The sequence below is a fragment of the Streptomyces sp. PCS3-D2 genome, from assembly GCF_000612545.2.
Lineage (GTDB): Bacteria > Actinomycetota > Actinomycetes > Streptomycetales > Streptomycetaceae > Streptomyces.
In genome coordinates, this window is the sequence record NZ_CP097800.1 from 5,308,388 (window position 1) to 5,320,443 (window position 12,056).

Sequence of the window (12,056 nt, forward strand, 5' to 3'; positions counted from 1 at the left end):
CAGAGCCGTGATGAACGTGCGGTTACTGAATCCGCTGCCGGAGCACGCGCCGTAGACGCCCTCGTGAGCGAGTACCACCACGAACCGGTCCGCATGGGCGTCTCGCGCTCGGGTAGCCCCCCTCGGGGCCTTGATCCTCGGTTCGGCGGTGAGACGTCTCAGGGCTAACGGGGCTGTGGGGCCGTCAGGTTCAACGATGGTCATCGGCAGACCTTCCAGGAATGCGACCACATGCAGCCGGTCACGCCCAGCGTGCACGTCGATGCGAAGCGTTGCTGTGCGACAGCGTGAACCCGGCGGCGGCATCACGTCAAGCATGTGACTGGCATCGTGCCAACTTTCGCGCCAGTCACGTGAAGTGCCGGTGCGGCCGTACCCTGTTGACCACACCGGGGTGAATTCGCCCCTGCGTTTCAAGAGGCCTGGCCCCGATCTCGAAGGAGCGAGAAATGCCGCCAGCTGTCCCCAGCAATCCACGCTCCGCCCGCAAGCAGTTCGGCGCCGACCTCCGTCGGCGGCGCGAAGAGCGAGGGCTCAGCGCCGAGGAAGTTGGTACGGAGATCGGCTGCTCCGCCTCGAAGGTCACGCGCATCGAGACCGGTGACCGTTCGGCCAACCCGGATGATTTCGGGAGGCTGATGGACTTCTACGACGTCCCCGAGGCCGATCAGGAACACCTGGGGGACCTCTTCAGGGCAGGGCGGCGGCGCACGAAGGAGTGGTGGCACAGTTACGGCGATGTCCTGACCAAGAACTACGCCGAGTACATCGCGCGCGAAGCCGAATCGGACGAGGCCTGCGATGTGCAGCAGGGTTTCGTGCCTGCCATGTGCCAGACCGAGGCGTACGCCCGGGCAGTGACCAGCATCGGCTACGCCGCTTTGGGACCGGACCAGATAGACGCTCTGGTCGAGGTCAAGATGCGCCGCCAGCGTCGCATCCTGTCCGAGGACCCCATGCGGTTCAACGCAGTGATCACCGAGGCCGCACTGCGTTTCGAGTGCGGGGGAAGGGATGCGCACCTCGAACAGCTCCAGCACCTGCGGAGGGTGATGGAGCTGCCCCACGTCGACCTGCGCATCATTCCGTTCAGTAAGGGCGAATCCGGCATCGTCACCGGTGGGTACACACTGTTCTGGAACGACGGCCAGGACGAGCCCACCGCCGCGTTCGCCGAGTCCGTCGCCGGCAACGTCCACATCGACGATGCCCTGGGCCTGAGGCGTCTCAGCAGGCTCTACCGCTACCTCTCCGAGGCGGCACTTCCTGCCGAGGAGAGCATCGACCTGATCGACCGAACCCAGAAAGAACTGAAGACATCATGAGCTCTCCGAATCCGGACCTCTACACCGCCGACATCGACCCCGACAGCTGGCACCGCAGCAAGTTCACCGCGAACAACGGCAACTGCGTGGAACTGGGCCAGATCCCGTCGCTCCCTGAAGCCATTGCCGTTCGGGACTCCTGGTATCCGGAGCGGCCTGCCCTCCGCGGCAGTAAGGGTGCGCTCCGTGAACTCAACGATGCCGTTCTCGCCGGACGGCTGATCACGGCATGACCACGCGCGCCGAGAAGGATGGCTTGTACGCCCTCCCCCTGGACGGCGTGACCTGGCTGGCCGCCGAAGGAAGTAACCCCAGCGACCGCTTCGAGATCGCGCACCTGCCCGGCGGGGCCGTGGCCGTGAGGCAGAGCGGCGACCCAGCTCGGGGCGTGCTGCGGTACACGGCGGCGGAATGGTCGGCGTACCTCGATGGGGCTGCCGACGGAGAGTTCGATCCGGACCTCACGCCGCAGACCACGGTGTCGCGCGCGGCAACGTGAGCGCGAGACCGCAACGCCCGTCTGGCCTTCCCTCGCCCAAATCGAGGGAAGGCCAGACGGAGCCCAGTCTCCCCGCCCGCACTGACAACAGCACCACCGCGTCCGCGAGCTGAGACCGCGAACATGACCTGGCTCGAGCCGAGCCGCTAAACGACTAGGCCGCCTTCGCCCAGGCGCGGGCCCTGGCTGCTCGCCGCAGCTCCACCAAGTCGGCATGTGAGTGTCCGGGCTCCGCCCAGTACGGATGGGCGTACAGGTCGCGGAGGTCTGCTAGCAGCCGGTGCCGCAGGTCGGTGGTGCGGCCGCCGCAGAGGCCGGCGAGCGCGGCGTAGGTCTGGATCACGCGGACCTGGGTGAGCAGAAGATCGTCAGGAAATGCTGTTCGCGCCATGCCCCGATTAGGCCACCTGTTCGATTTTCAATGCAAGTCGATCCGTGTTGCTGCGGTATCGCACATGTGGACGATGGATCGCCCTAGCGGTCGCGAGAAGACCCCTTGGGCGGAAGCGCCAAGGGGCCATGACGGTGGTGCCCACCCCGGGAGTCGAACCCGGATCTCTGCGGCCGATGTCCTGGCGTAAGCCGGTGCCGCGCACCTCTACCAGTTGGGTCAGGCGGGCAAGGGCCCCAGCCCTACGGGCCGGCGGCCTCGGGGGCCCCGACGTAGCGCGCCCAGACCGCCCCGCTCGTCTCGCCGGTCTTGCGCGAGGTTGCCTCGAAGGCGCCGGCCGGACGGAAGGCCCTGATCTTGCCCTGCCGGATGCGGTAGGCCAGGTTCGCGGCCTGGGTCTTCAGGTCGTGGTCGGAGATGTGCGCCCAGTCGCCCGGGCGCTCGCGAAGAGCGCGTGCAGTGCGACCTGCCTCGGTCTCGTCGTCCGGCAGCGGGTCGAAGCGGGCGTGCATCAGTGTTCTCCGTTCGTGGCTGCGGCGGATTCGGCCAGAGCCCGAATGCGGGCCGCTGTCTCGAACTGCGCGTCGGCGAGGTGGTCGCAGAGCTTGTTGGCGAGCGCCGCGATCTCCGCGAAGGTGGCGGTGACCGCGGCTGTCGCGTCGGTGGTGGTCATCAGCGGTGGTTGCAGCGGCACGTATTCGTGATCGGGTTGAACCATGATTCGCAGGAATTGCACCAGATGGCGCCGGGAACTGGCGGGTTGGACGGGTCGGGGCTCACGGTGTCTTTCCGGGTCGGAGGGTTGTGGGCAGGGTGGCGCGGGGGCCGTCGGGGGCAAGGGTGGCGACGATCTGCACCAGGTCGCGGGGCCGCCAGAGGGCGACTTCGAAGCCGCAGGCGGCTAGGTGCTGAAGCCATTCCTCCTGGGCCGGCCGGATGCGACCCGTGTCGCTCTTGAGCTCGACGAAGAGGGTCCGGCGAGTCTGTGGATGTCCGTAGACCTCGTCCGGCCATCCCGCGTCGCTGCGACGTGAGTTGTGCGTGTGGTAAGCGAGTGACCATCCGCGCATCGCGGCCAGCTGGCGAACGCGACGCCGGAACTGCTCCTCGGTCACGTGCCGGGCCGGTAGGTCCAGTCCGCGATGGCCGCGGCGAGCACTTTGCGGTGCTGCGCGGCCAGCGGGTCCGGGCGCGGCTTGCGCACCGGCGGTGGAGGGGTGTTGCGGCTGGTCCGGCGGACGCGCTCCTTGAGCACGTCCTGAACGCGGTACCGCTCGCTGAGCAGTTCGGCGAGCGGGTGCCCGTACTGCTCCAGGATGTGCTGCTCGTCCAGGTCGGCAAGGGTCGTGGTTGCAGGCATGTGGATCTCCATGGGTGGGCCGGGACCCGCAGTGGGGGCGGGTCCCGGCCGGAGGGGGTGGCTCGTATCGGACGAGCCGGTCCGGGCGGGCTGGGCGCGGGGTGTCGCTGCCCGTCCGGAAGTTGGTGGGTGTCGGGCCGTGCCTTCGGCTTGACGATCAGACCGTAACACGAAAATAGATGGTGGCCTATATCTAGTCCACTTCGATCACCTCGGGCAGCGGGTGCGAAGAGGGTCGCGGTCGTCCTGGCCACTGGACTCGGACGAAGCGCCCGCCGGTGAAAGGGTCGGTGGCGTGACCCACGACTTCCCCGAGCGGCCGCAGTTGACCTGGAGGTGTGGGCGCCGCGGGCGTGACGGTCGCACCCCTGGCGGGCTCGGCCCCCACTTAAACCTCCCGGCTGGTGGCGAGATGTTCGAGGCCGCGGCCCCAGGGTGCGGTGACCGGTTCATTGAAGGCGCAGCCGCCGCCGCTCCCTTCGAGGTCGGTGGCCTTCCAGTCGCCGCCTCCGCCGCCGGCGGGGCGTTCGAAGTGCTGAACGTCCCCGGTGTCCAACTGGATGGCCAGCCGGAGGCCGCCGGCCCCGGTCGGGCTGACGCTGAATGCGGTGCCGGTGGTGATCGCCTCGCGGGTGAGCGTGTCTCCGAGCGTCATGATGCTCCTTTTGATGATGGCCTATTTGGGGCTAGAAGAGGGCGCCGAAGCCGTCACAGGTCGGGCAGGTGTCGCCGCTGGCGGTTGTGCCGTCCTCGCAGGAGGGGCAGTCGTGGCGCCGCCCGACTCCCCGGCAGTCCTCGCATTCCCGGGTCTGCTCGTGCCAGCCGTGGAGGTAGAGCTCCGTGCCGGAGCCTTCGCAGGTCGCGCACTCGGGGGCGTCGATGCCGAGGATGTCGGCGCAGTCGACCGGGGTGAAGACGGGCATGTGAACCTCTCGATCGGGAGGGGTTCACCCCCTCTTGGTATCTCAATTCTACTATCTCTGTGGGGGGTGTCCACCTCTTCGGTGATCCAGTTCTCGGTGGCATCCAGCGCGGCATCCACGCACAGTGCGGCCGCGATGCTGCCCAGGCGCCGTTCGCGCGCCCACCGCCAGGCCATGGCGATGCGGCCGGCGGCGGACACCCGGACTCTGCTACTACCAGGCGCCCGCCCTATCCAGCCGCGCCGCAGCAGTAGTGCGGTGGCGGCGGGCGGGATGCGGGTGAGTCCCGCTTCGATGTGGACCTCATCGCCGGGGCCGGTCACCAGGCTGGCTCCGGCGGCCCCGAGGATCAGCAGCTGGAGGTCTTGGTTTTGCCGCGCGGTGAGAGCTTTCGGCGCGGCGACCGGATCGAGGACTGTCCGTCGCCCCCGCTTCTCGAGGACCAGCGTCCCGTACGCCCTGGCCCGAACCACGCCCCACGGGCTGCCCGAGATGCGGGCGATCAGCCGGTCGGCCTCCCACGCGGTGAGGTAGCCGAACTCCGCCGCACCCGAGAGCGGCGTCTGCCTGTACGAGGCGTACTCGAATCCGCCGTCCAGGTGTGGTCGAGGCGTCAGCACCCAGTCCTTCCCGTACCGGGTGTCAGGGTGCGGCATCGAACAACTCCGCCTGTCCGGGGCCCGGCGCCCGGCGGACCTTCGGGGTGCGGCTGGCGGGCGGGACTGCGGGTTCGTCGCCGAACAGCGCGTCCGTGCCGGATCGGTGCTGCGCCGCCACGATGCGGGCCGGCCCCGGAGGGACGGCCAGCGCCAGAGGCGCATCGGTGTCGAAGTCCGCGGTGGTCATGCTCGCCCAGTGGCTCGGCGCGCTGCTGCTGTCGTTCATCGTTCCCTCCTCGTGCTGGTCGGGGTGGAGCCAGGGGCGGGGCCTTGGCGCCCCGCCCCTGCTGGCATCAGGCCGCAACCGGCTCGGCCTGCTGGCTGTGCTCCTCGGCCTCGGCCTCGGGGTTGACCAGGATCTCCTTGGCCTCCGCGTGAGCCTTGGCCTGCTTGAGCTGGAACCTGGCCTTGGTCAGCGACTCGGCCACCCGGTCCAGCTGCTCCAGCCGCTTGCCGACCTCGCCCTCCAGGGCCTCGGCGAGCTTGAGTTCGCTGGTTGCGCCGATCTCGTCGAGCAGCACGCGGATCTGCTCGATCCGGTCGAGCGTCGTCTTCGTCTTGCGCTTCGCGGCGGCGCGCTTCTCCTTCTGCTCCGGCGTCAGCTCCTCAGTGATCATCAGGACTGCCTGGTTCTGCTGCTGCTTCATCGCGTAGGCGAAGTGGACGATCGCGTTGTCGCTCTCGAACTCGCCTCGGGTGAACTTGGCCAGCATGGCGCCCTGGTTGGCGAGGCTGAGCTGCGCGATCTGCACGGCCGCCTGCGTGCCGATCTTCCCCTCGGAGACGATCTGCTGGAACTCGTGGCGCAGGTTGAGCAGCTGGAGGCGGAGGCGCACGTACGCCGTCGTCTTGCCGAAGTCGGCGGCCACCGACTTCTCCGTGGCGCCGTCCTCCTCGTCCAGGATGCGCTGGTAGGCGTTGGCCTCCTCGAAGGGGGTCATGTCCTCGCGGTTCACGTTCTCGCTCACCGACCGCTTGAAGGCCTTCAGGTCGTTCTTCTCGGAGATGATCGAGACCTTGATCGTGGCCTTGTTCAGGAGCTGGTGCGCCCGCCAGCGGCGCTCGCCGGAGACGATCTGATATCCACCCTCGTCCATCGGGCGGACCTCGATCGGCGTCATCTGCCCGTACGTCTTGATGGCCGTGGCCAGCTCCTGGAGCTTCGCCTCGTCGAAGAACTCGCGGGGCTGGTTCGGGTTGCGGTGGACCTGGGTCATCTTGACGGTGCGGATCGTGGACATCTCGTGCTCTCCAAGAGGTAGTCGGTGTGGCTTCTCGCTCTCACCTTGTATCTAAATTCTACTACCTATGAGGGGGGTGTCCAGCTCGGGAGAGTTGGGGCGGTGTGACCCCTGACACATCTTCAGGGGTGCGGTGACCTGCGGAAACGACAAAGGGGCGCCGGATTCCCGGCGCCCCATCCAGCCCGGCCCTATGCGGCGAGCAGCCCCCCGGCCTCAACGCGGTCGCGCCATGCCCGGACCTCCGCCGGAGCGCCAGCCAGCAAGGCGCCGGCGCAGTCATGGCGGATCGGACACGTTCTGCACAGGTCGGCGGGAGAACCTGCGCTCTGCATTGCCGCTGCGGCCGATCGGCACGCCGCGGCACTCCAGGCGATTGGCCGCGCGAGCGGCTCGGACGTGTTCCCCAGATCGCTCAGCAGCATCAGGGCGCGCGAAGGGTCCACCGGTGTGCCGGTCGTGCTTCCCTGCCGTGGCTGCTGAGACAGCGCGATCACGCGCTGCACGTCGATCACGTGCCCCCCAAGGGTCGGTCGAGGCTTTGGTACGGTCCCGCCTCGATAGCCCCGGCGCCCCCCGCGGACGCCGTTGTTGGTGTTCCGTCCGGGGCCGCGCGCCTGACCACCCGGGATCCTAGACGGGAGCCGCCGAGCTGGCCCGCCGGCCGGGGTCCGCTTGTGGCGGATCGGGTCGGTCGCGGACGTGCTGGGGCGGCTGATTGAGCCTCGACCCCGCTGTCATCGAGGTGAGGTGGCCGCCTCAGGGGCGGCCGTGGTGGCGTAAGGGCGCCCCTCGTGGAAACACGCACTGCTCCGCTGTCAGGCCCGGAGTCTCGGCGCCGGGCAGGGTGGATCGGCCCTGCCAGAGAGCGCAGTCGCCCGAAGGGCGAGCCTGCCGACGATCACCTGAGAGGGGCCGATGGGACGAACATACGTCCCACAACCGACACACTGTCAAGTCAACGAGACACCATGGCGGGGGTGCCTGCAAACCTGTTAAGCAAACTAGCTACCCTGGTAGTCATCACCAGGACAGGCCCCCCGAGGGCAAGAGCAGATAGGACGGCCATGGGAGAGGGCGCTCCCCCCAGCCGTGGCGTGATCGGCGACCGACTCGACCACCTGATCAAGGAGCTGCACCCGCCGGGGCGGCCCCCCTTCAGCGAGCGGGAGATCGCGCGCAAGATGGCGGAGAAGGCCGAGCCGGACGTGCCGACCCTCACGCATGCCAGCATCAGCAACATCCGCAACGGCACCACCAAGAACCCCGGGGTCGACAGCCTCCGGGCCCTCGCCAAGTTCTTCGGCGTACCCGTCGCCTACTTCCTCGACGACAACGTGGCCGAAGTCACGGACCGCCGTATGCGGGAGATCAAGGAGGGCGCCGAGCGCGCCCGAGCGAGCGACGAGCTCGCCGAGGTGCTGGAGGACAACGACGTCCGGGCGATAGCCTTCCGTCTCAACGGCCTTTCCACAAAGGCACTTAGAGGCATCCGAGGAATCGTCGAAGGGGCCCGCGACTCCGAAGGCCTTCCGCAGGTTGAAGAGAAAACCACCTGGCGGCGCCGCAGTCGATCTTGAACGCTCCCCGCATCCCGTCTCACCCGCTTTTTCACCAGGTGAAATAGCGTCGGCACTGTCGGTGGCGCCGGTTAGTCTTGGCGCAGCGCCGAGGTCACCAAAGGCGCCTAGGGGAGACGTATCGGGGGGTCCGGCCAAGGGCCGGAATGCGAGGCACGACCATGTGGTGGAGAAGGCGTAGGCAGAGCAGCGACCCGCTCGAGGCCATCCTCGCCAAGCTCCGGATCCCGCAGCCCTTCGAACTCCACGCTCTGCTCGAAGCCGTGGCCGCCGAGCGCGGCCGGCCGCTGATCATCGCCGAACTCGACGAGATCAACCCCGCCATCCCGTGCGGCATGTGGATGAGCACCGGTGAGGCGGATCACATCCTCTACAAGCCGGCCGCCAGCCCGATCCTGCGTACGCAGATCATCCTGCACGAGCTCGCCCACATGCTCCTGGAGCACAAGGGGCCGGAGTTCGACCTCTCGGCGCAGGCCAGCGACGAGGATGTGCAGCTCGCCACCAAGGCGATGACCTCGCTCCTGGCCCATGAGTCCCAAGCGTTCGGCGCACCGGAACCCGTCCTGCCCGCCGCGGCCGTCCTGCGCGCGGAGGCCGCCCGCATCAGGGCGGCTGTCACCGCGACGACCGAGCTCGACGACGACATGGGCATCAACCCGGACGCGATGTTCGCGCTCCTGGGCCGGACGAAATACAGCGGACCGCAAGAGGCCGACGCCGAAAATCTCGCCACCCGCATTCACGAAAAGGCAAGCCGCACCGAAGCCCGTTCCCGAACCAAGGACGGATCAGACGTCCTGGAACGCCTTAACGACGCCTTCGGCCACCCCACTCAGTAAGAAAGAACGACCCATCAAAACCGCAGTTGTCATCGCCCTTTGGGTAGTGGCCCTCTGGCGCCTGCCCGCAGCAATCCGCATACCCCGCCAGCGCCCCCTGTGGACTGCGTTCGCGTGCATCGCGCTGGCCTCCACGATCGCCCGGCCGGCGGTCAAGCACATCGTTGTTGAGCCGACCGGCGTCAACAACCTCGCCACGGTCCTCCAGCACATCCTGGGCATGGGCGGCAGCACCGCCGTGCTGTTCTTCGTCATCGCCATGGCGAAGCCCGACGCGCTGAGGTGGGGCCGACCCCTGCTCTACTCGTGCGCGGCCGTCGGCTCCGCTCTGCTGGTGACGTTCTTCGCGCTCACCCCGCGCCCCACCGAAGTACACAACTTCTTCGAAGCGAACCTCGGGCAGCCCACCGGAACCGCGTACTGCCTCGTGTTCCTCGGGTACCTCACGATCGCCATGACCATCTCGTCCTGGCTGTTCTGGTCCTACGGGCGCCGCGCGGCCGGCGCCTCCCTCAGGGCCGGGCTGCGGCTCCTGGGCGCCGGGACCGCCTTCGGGGCGCTCTACACCACCTGGCGCATCGCCCACATGACGACCCGCCTCGCCGACGTCCCGTTCGTCACCGACGACGACACCACCCAGCTCATCGCGGACCTGGTCGAGTACACGAGTATCGCGCTGATCATCCTCGGCAACAGCGTTCCTGCGGTGGGCGTCCTGTGGCGGTCGGTCACCTACCGGCGAGCCCTCAGGGAGGTGCGTCCGCTGTGGGCCGAGCTGATCGAGGCCGCCCCCGGTGTCGTGCTGGACCAGCCCGCCGGCCGCGGCCCGCGTCTTCAGCTCCACCGGCAGCTCATCGAAATCTGGGACGTCGTCCTCATCTTGCGGGCCTACGCGTCCGCAGACCTGATCGCAGCCGCGCAGCAGCAGGCCCAGGCCGCAGGGCTCGACGAGGAAGGCACCGCCCGGCTCGCCGAAGCCATGTGGATCCGCGTTGCGTGGCTGGCCGCCCTAAAGGGCGAAGCACCCCACACGGACGCGCCCGAAGAGAGCGCCGAGCAGGACACGGACTTCGACGCCGAAGTCCGCAAGGCCCTGGGCCTGGCCCGCGCCTTCCAGGACCCGCGCACCGCGGAGTTCGCACGCCACCACCAGGAGCAGCCCGCATGACCGCTACCCTCACCCCCGACGCACCGACGCCGGCCCGAGCGAAGAGCCCCCTGACGGCCGTAGGCACCGACGTACTTGAGCCCCGGACCTGGATCATCGGCGTCACGCTGCTCATGGGCTGGCACGCCGACCGGCTGACCGGTATCGGCTGGGGCCTGGTGGCGGCCGTGTTCTGCGGAGTTGTCCCCATGCTGTGGATCAAGTGGGGCCAGCGCCGTGGTTACTGGGGAGACCGGCACGTGCGCCGCCGCCAGGATCGGCTGATCGTCCTGCCGGGCGTCATCATCTCCGTCGCCACGTGCATCACGCTCATGTTCACGCTGAGCGCGCCCCGGGAAATGAGCGCCCTGGTCCTGGCCATGCTCGCCACGCTCGTTGCGATCCTGGCCATCACCACGGCCTGGAAGATCAGCGTGCACACTGCGGTCTCCGCTGGCGCGCTCGTCATGCTCGCCTTCGCCTACGGTCCGTGGGTACTCGTGGCCGTGCCACTGGTGGCCCTCGTCGGCTGGTCCCGCGTTGTCCTGCGTGATCACACGCTTGCCCAGGTCCTGGCCGGGACCGTGCTGGGCGCCGTACTTGCCGGAGCGGTCTTCACCTGGCTGCGCTAAGCCGCATAGCGCGAGGCGGGCCCGACCACCGGTCGGGCCCGCCTCGTCGTACTTGCCGCTCAGCTGACCGACGTACGCCAGTCGATACGAATCCGGCTGCGCGGGTCAACAGCTCCACCGCCGGCCGCGAGGACGTGCACCTTCGCCACCGACAGCATGACCAGGCCCCGCTGGCTCGCCCGGGGTGCGGTGTTCCACCAGCCGACCACCTCGCGAGGGTCGGTCAGCGGCACGCTCGTGATCTGCTCCAGGAACCGCAGGCGGGCCCGAGACGCAGCCAGATCGCTCTTGGTGGCCTTCTCCGCTGCCTTGTACGCATCCGGCACCATCTGCTGGCGGAACGCCTTCAGGGAGGCGAACCGGGTGTCGGCGTCCTTGATGTGGGCAACCAGCCGCTCGGCCTCTTCAAGAGCGTCCCGCTGGAGACGCAGCAGCTTCTCGTGCTGGCCCGGCCGGAGCAGATCGGCAAGAACCTCCTCGGCCACCACCGGCTCGAGCCGGTCGGCGTCCATGCGGATCTTGCCGCAACCCTGGCACCGGTAGTTCGGGCCAGCCTCGGCGTTGACCCGGCCGCCGGTCAGGTCGAAGCCGCACTCGTCGCAGTCGGCGATGCCCTTGGTGAGCAGGTAGTCGTGGGCCTCGCGCCGCTGTACCGATTCGCCCCGGATGGCTGCGCGCGCTTCCAGCAGCTCCCGCTGCTCGTCGGGAGTGAGCACGGTCTCCCCGAAGCCGTCGATGGGGTCGCCTGCGCTGTCGAGGCCAGCCATCCGAGGGTTGGAGAGCGTCTTCATCAGGGTGTCACCCCGCCAGAGCCCGCCCAGGGGAGTGCGCCCACCGTTCTGGTTCACCCACTCGGCCACCGCGTTCTGCGACTCCGGCGGATCAACGATGGACAGCCGTGATGCCGCGCGCCGCAGGAACGCCGCTTCTGCGTGGACGAGCCCGCCCCCGCCGTTGGCGTATCCGCACAGCCTCGCCATGTCCCGCTGATCTCCGATCGGTACCGCCCTGATCGACTGTCGATGAGGGGCTGATCTCTATCTAATAGGCCAACGCCTGTGATGCATAACTCGCAGCTCGCCTACAACCTTCCTGCGGCGGCATATCACCAGGTGAGGGCGGTAAAGGGTTGTAGTGAAGTGATGGAGGTCACAAAGGTGCCCGTGACGGAACCGCCCACTCCGGCATGCCGTCCCGGGGGAAATGCCTGATGGCCCAACCCTCACCAGGTCGAGCCATCAGATATAGGTCAGCGTGCATTTCATGCCTGCACGCCCAGTACCTCCCACAGTGACGCCGTCGCGACCCGCGTCGTAGCGCCCAGCGGAATCACCCGGGCCGGAAACACCCCGCCCTTGATCAACGCGTGCGCCTTGTCCTGCCCGATCCCCAGCGCCCGCGCGGCCGTCGCCACGCTCACCGCCGGCGGCAGCCCAAGCAGCTCCGCCATCGTCATC

Annotated in this window: 19 protein-coding genes and 1 tRNA gene; 7 read left to right on the plus strand and 13 right to left on the minus strand. The window is 68.3% G+C overall.

Annotation, left to right across the window (positions count from 1 at the left end):
• Nucleotides 1-449 precede the first annotated feature (449 nt).
• The 3 genes from AW27_RS23405 to AW27_RS23415 are packed head-to-tail and all read left to right on the plus strand — an operon-like array spanning nucleotide 450 to nucleotide 1,824.
• Nucleotides 450-1,325 carry a helix-turn-helix domain-containing protein gene (locus tag AW27_RS23405; protein WP_037924158.1) on the plus strand — a complete coding sequence of 292 codons (876 nt, stop codon included), beginning with the start codon at nucleotides 450-452 and terminating at the stop codon, nucleotides 1,323-1,325.
• Nucleotides 1,322-1,558, plus strand: coding sequence for a DUF397 domain-containing protein (locus AW27_RS23410; RefSeq protein WP_052030929.1), 237 nt, complete (start codon nucleotides 1,322-1,324; stop codon nucleotides 1,556-1,558). Before AW27_RS23405 ends, AW27_RS23410 begins: the two co-directional genes overlap by 4 nt.
• Nucleotides 1,555-1,824: a DUF397 domain-containing protein gene (locus AW27_RS23415; RefSeq protein ID WP_037924161.1), complete on the plus strand. Its 270-nt coding sequence runs from the start codon at nucleotides 1,555-1,557 to the stop codon at nucleotides 1,822-1,824. The genes AW27_RS23410 and AW27_RS23415 overlap by 4 nt, the downstream gene beginning before the upstream one ends.
• Before the next feature lie 154 nt (nucleotides 1,825-1,978).
• Here AW27_RS23415 and AW27_RS23420 read toward each other — a convergent pair whose 3' ends face one another.
• From AW27_RS23420 to AW27_RS23470, 11 genes are all read right to left on the minus strand, one after another.
• On the minus strand, nucleotides 1,979-2,215 hold the full coding sequence (locus tag AW27_RS23420) for a hypothetical protein (RefSeq protein WP_157840279.1): 237 nt from the start codon (nucleotides 2,213-2,215) through the stop codon (nucleotides 1,979-1,981).
• 135 nt (nucleotides 2,216-2,350) lie between these two features.
• Nucleotides 2,351-2,444: transfer RNA gene (locus AW27_RS23425), tRNA-OTHER, on the minus strand.
• A gap of 13 nt (nucleotides 2,445-2,457) precedes the next feature.
• On the minus strand, nucleotides 2,458-2,727 hold the full coding sequence (locus AW27_RS23430; RefSeq protein WP_037924165.1) for a hypothetical protein: 270 nt from the start codon (nucleotides 2,725-2,727) through the stop codon (nucleotides 2,458-2,460).
• A complete protein-coding gene (locus AW27_RS23435; protein WP_157840280.1) occupies nucleotides 2,727-2,933 on the minus strand; it encodes a hypothetical protein in 207 nt (68 codons plus the stop codon). The genes AW27_RS23430 and AW27_RS23435 overlap by 1 nt, the downstream gene beginning before the upstream one ends.
• 58 nt (nucleotides 2,934-2,991) lie before the next feature.
• On the minus strand, nucleotides 2,992-3,330 hold the full coding sequence (locus AW27_RS23440; protein WP_052030932.1) for a VRR-NUC domain-containing protein: 339 nt from the start codon (nucleotides 3,328-3,330) through the stop codon (nucleotides 2,992-2,994).
• Nucleotides 3,327-3,575, minus strand: a complete 249-nt coding sequence (locus tag AW27_RS23445) for a hypothetical protein (protein ID WP_157840281.1) — start codon at nucleotides 3,573-3,575, stop codon at nucleotides 3,327-3,329. The genes AW27_RS23440 and AW27_RS23445 overlap by 4 nt, the downstream gene beginning before the upstream one ends.
• A 388-nt stretch (nucleotides 3,576-3,963) precedes the next feature.
• A complete protein-coding gene (locus AW27_RS23450) occupies nucleotides 3,964-4,230 on the minus strand; it encodes a hypothetical protein (protein WP_037924170.1) in 267 nt (88 codons plus the stop codon).
• Between the two features lie 31 nt (nucleotides 4,231-4,261).
• On the minus strand, nucleotides 4,262-4,498 hold the full coding sequence (locus AW27_RS23455; RefSeq protein ID WP_037924173.1) for a hypothetical protein: 237 nt from the start codon (nucleotides 4,496-4,498) through the stop codon (nucleotides 4,262-4,264).
• Nucleotides 4,499-5,140: 642 nt separating this feature from the next.
• Complete coding sequence (locus AW27_RS23460) at nucleotides 5,141-5,383, minus strand: hypothetical protein (RefSeq protein ID WP_037924176.1); 243 nt, start codon at nucleotides 5,381-5,383, stop codon at nucleotides 5,141-5,143.
• Between the two features lie 67 nt (nucleotides 5,384-5,450).
• A complete protein-coding gene (locus tag AW27_RS23465; RefSeq protein WP_052030936.1) occupies nucleotides 5,451-6,398 on the minus strand; it encodes a ParB/RepB/Spo0J family partition protein in 948 nt (315 codons plus the stop codon).
• A 191-nt stretch (nucleotides 6,399-6,589) separates the two neighbouring features.
• Nucleotides 6,590-6,913, minus strand: a complete 324-nt coding sequence (locus tag AW27_RS23470) for a hypothetical protein (RefSeq protein WP_157840282.1) — start codon at nucleotides 6,911-6,913, stop codon at nucleotides 6,590-6,592.
• Between the two features lie 552 nt (nucleotides 6,914-7,465).
• Between AW27_RS23470 and AW27_RS23475 the strand changes: the two genes are divergently transcribed.
• The 4 genes from AW27_RS23475 to AW27_RS23490 all read left to right on the plus strand — a co-directional run bounded on the left by AW27_RS23475 (nucleotide 7,466) and on the right by AW27_RS23490 (nucleotide 10,599).
• Nucleotides 7,466-7,978: a helix-turn-helix domain-containing protein gene (locus tag AW27_RS23475; protein WP_037924177.1), complete on the plus strand. Its 513-nt coding sequence runs from the start codon at nucleotides 7,466-7,468 to the stop codon at nucleotides 7,976-7,978.
• Between the two features lie 263 nt (nucleotides 7,979-8,241).
• Nucleotides 8,242-8,820: a hypothetical protein gene (locus tag AW27_RS23480; protein ID WP_157840283.1), complete on the plus strand. Its 579-nt coding sequence runs from the start codon at nucleotides 8,242-8,244 to the stop codon at nucleotides 8,818-8,820.
• A gap of 31 nt (nucleotides 8,821-8,851) precedes the next feature.
• Nucleotides 8,852-9,988 (plus strand): MAB_1171c family putative transporter, encoded by a 1,137-nt coding sequence (locus tag AW27_RS23485; protein ID WP_370466702.1) that lies wholly within the window; start codon nucleotides 8,852-8,854, stop codon nucleotides 9,986-9,988.
• A complete protein-coding gene (locus AW27_RS23490; RefSeq protein WP_037924178.1) occupies nucleotides 9,985-10,599 on the plus strand; it encodes a phosphatase PAP2 family protein in 615 nt (204 codons plus the stop codon). Before AW27_RS23485 ends, AW27_RS23490 begins: the two co-directional genes overlap by 4 nt.
• A gap of 59 nt (nucleotides 10,600-10,658) precedes the next feature.
• On the opposite strand, the gene AW27_RS23495 is transcribed toward AW27_RS23490, so the two are convergent.
• Nucleotides 10,659-11,579 carry a hypothetical protein gene (locus AW27_RS23495; RefSeq protein ID WP_037924182.1) on the minus strand — a complete coding sequence of 307 codons (921 nt, stop codon included), beginning with the start codon at nucleotides 11,577-11,579 and terminating at the stop codon, nucleotides 10,659-10,661.
• 281 nt (nucleotides 11,580-11,860) lie between these two features.
• Nucleotides 11,861-12,055 (minus strand): hypothetical protein, encoded by a 195-nt coding sequence (locus tag AW27_RS23500; protein ID WP_037924186.1) that lies wholly within the window; start codon nucleotides 12,053-12,055, stop codon nucleotides 11,861-11,863.
• Nucleotide 12,056 lies beyond the last annotated feature (1 nt).

Bases quoted from the DNA above. Each gene is read 5' to 3' on its own strand.
- AW27_RS23405 (WP_037924158.1), top strand. From the start codon at position 450: ATGCCGCCAGCTGTCCCCAGCAATCCACGCTCCGCCCGCAAGCAGTTC.
- AW27_RS23410 (WP_052030929.1), top strand. From the start codon at position 1,322: ATGAGCTCTCCGAATCCGGACCTCTACACCGCCGACATCGACCCCGAC.
- AW27_RS23415 (WP_037924161.1), top strand. From the start codon at position 1,555: ATGACCACGCGCGCCGAGAAGGATGGCTTGTACGCCCTCCCCCTGGAC.
- AW27_RS23420 (WP_157840279.1), bottom strand. From the start codon at position 2,215: ATGGCGCGAACAGCATTTCCTGACGATCTTCTGCTCACCCAGGTCCGC.
- AW27_RS23430 (WP_037924165.1), bottom strand. From the start codon at position 2,727: ATGCACGCCCGCTTCGACCCGCTGCCGGACGACGAGACCGAGGCAGGT.
- AW27_RS23435 (WP_157840280.1), bottom strand. From the start codon at position 2,933: ATGGTTCAACCCGATCACGAATACGTGCCGCTGCAACCACCGCTGATG.
- AW27_RS23445 (WP_157840281.1), bottom strand. From the start codon at position 3,575: ATGCCTGCAACCACGACCCTTGCCGACCTGGACGAGCAGCACATCCTG.
- AW27_RS23450 (WP_037924170.1), bottom strand. From the start codon at position 4,230: ATGACGCTCGGAGACACGCTCACCCGCGAGGCGATCACCACCGGCACC.
- AW27_RS23455 (WP_037924173.1), bottom strand. From the start codon at position 4,498: ATGCCCGTCTTCACCCCGGTCGACTGCGCCGACATCCTCGGCATCGAC.
- AW27_RS23460 (WP_037924176.1), bottom strand. From the start codon at position 5,383: ATGAACGACAGCAGCAGCGCGCCGAGCCACTGGGCGAGCATGACCACC.
- AW27_RS23465 (WP_052030936.1), bottom strand. From the start codon at position 6,398: ATGTCCACGATCCGCACCGTCAAGATGACCCAGGTCCACCGCAACCCG.
- AW27_RS23475 (WP_037924177.1), top strand. From the start codon at position 7,466: ATGGGAGAGGGCGCTCCCCCCAGCCGTGGCGTGATCGGCGACCGACTC.
- AW27_RS23490 (WP_037924178.1), top strand. From the start codon at position 9,985: ATGACCGCTACCCTCACCCCCGACGCACCGACGCCGGCCCGAGCGAAG.
- AW27_RS23495 (WP_037924182.1), bottom strand. From the start codon at position 11,579: ATGGCGAGGCTGTGCGGATACGCCAACGGCGGGGGCGGGCTCGTCCAC.
- AW27_RS23500 (WP_037924186.1), bottom strand. From the start codon at position 12,055: ATGACGATGGCGGAGCTGCTTGGGCTGCCGCCGGCGGTGAGCGTGGCG.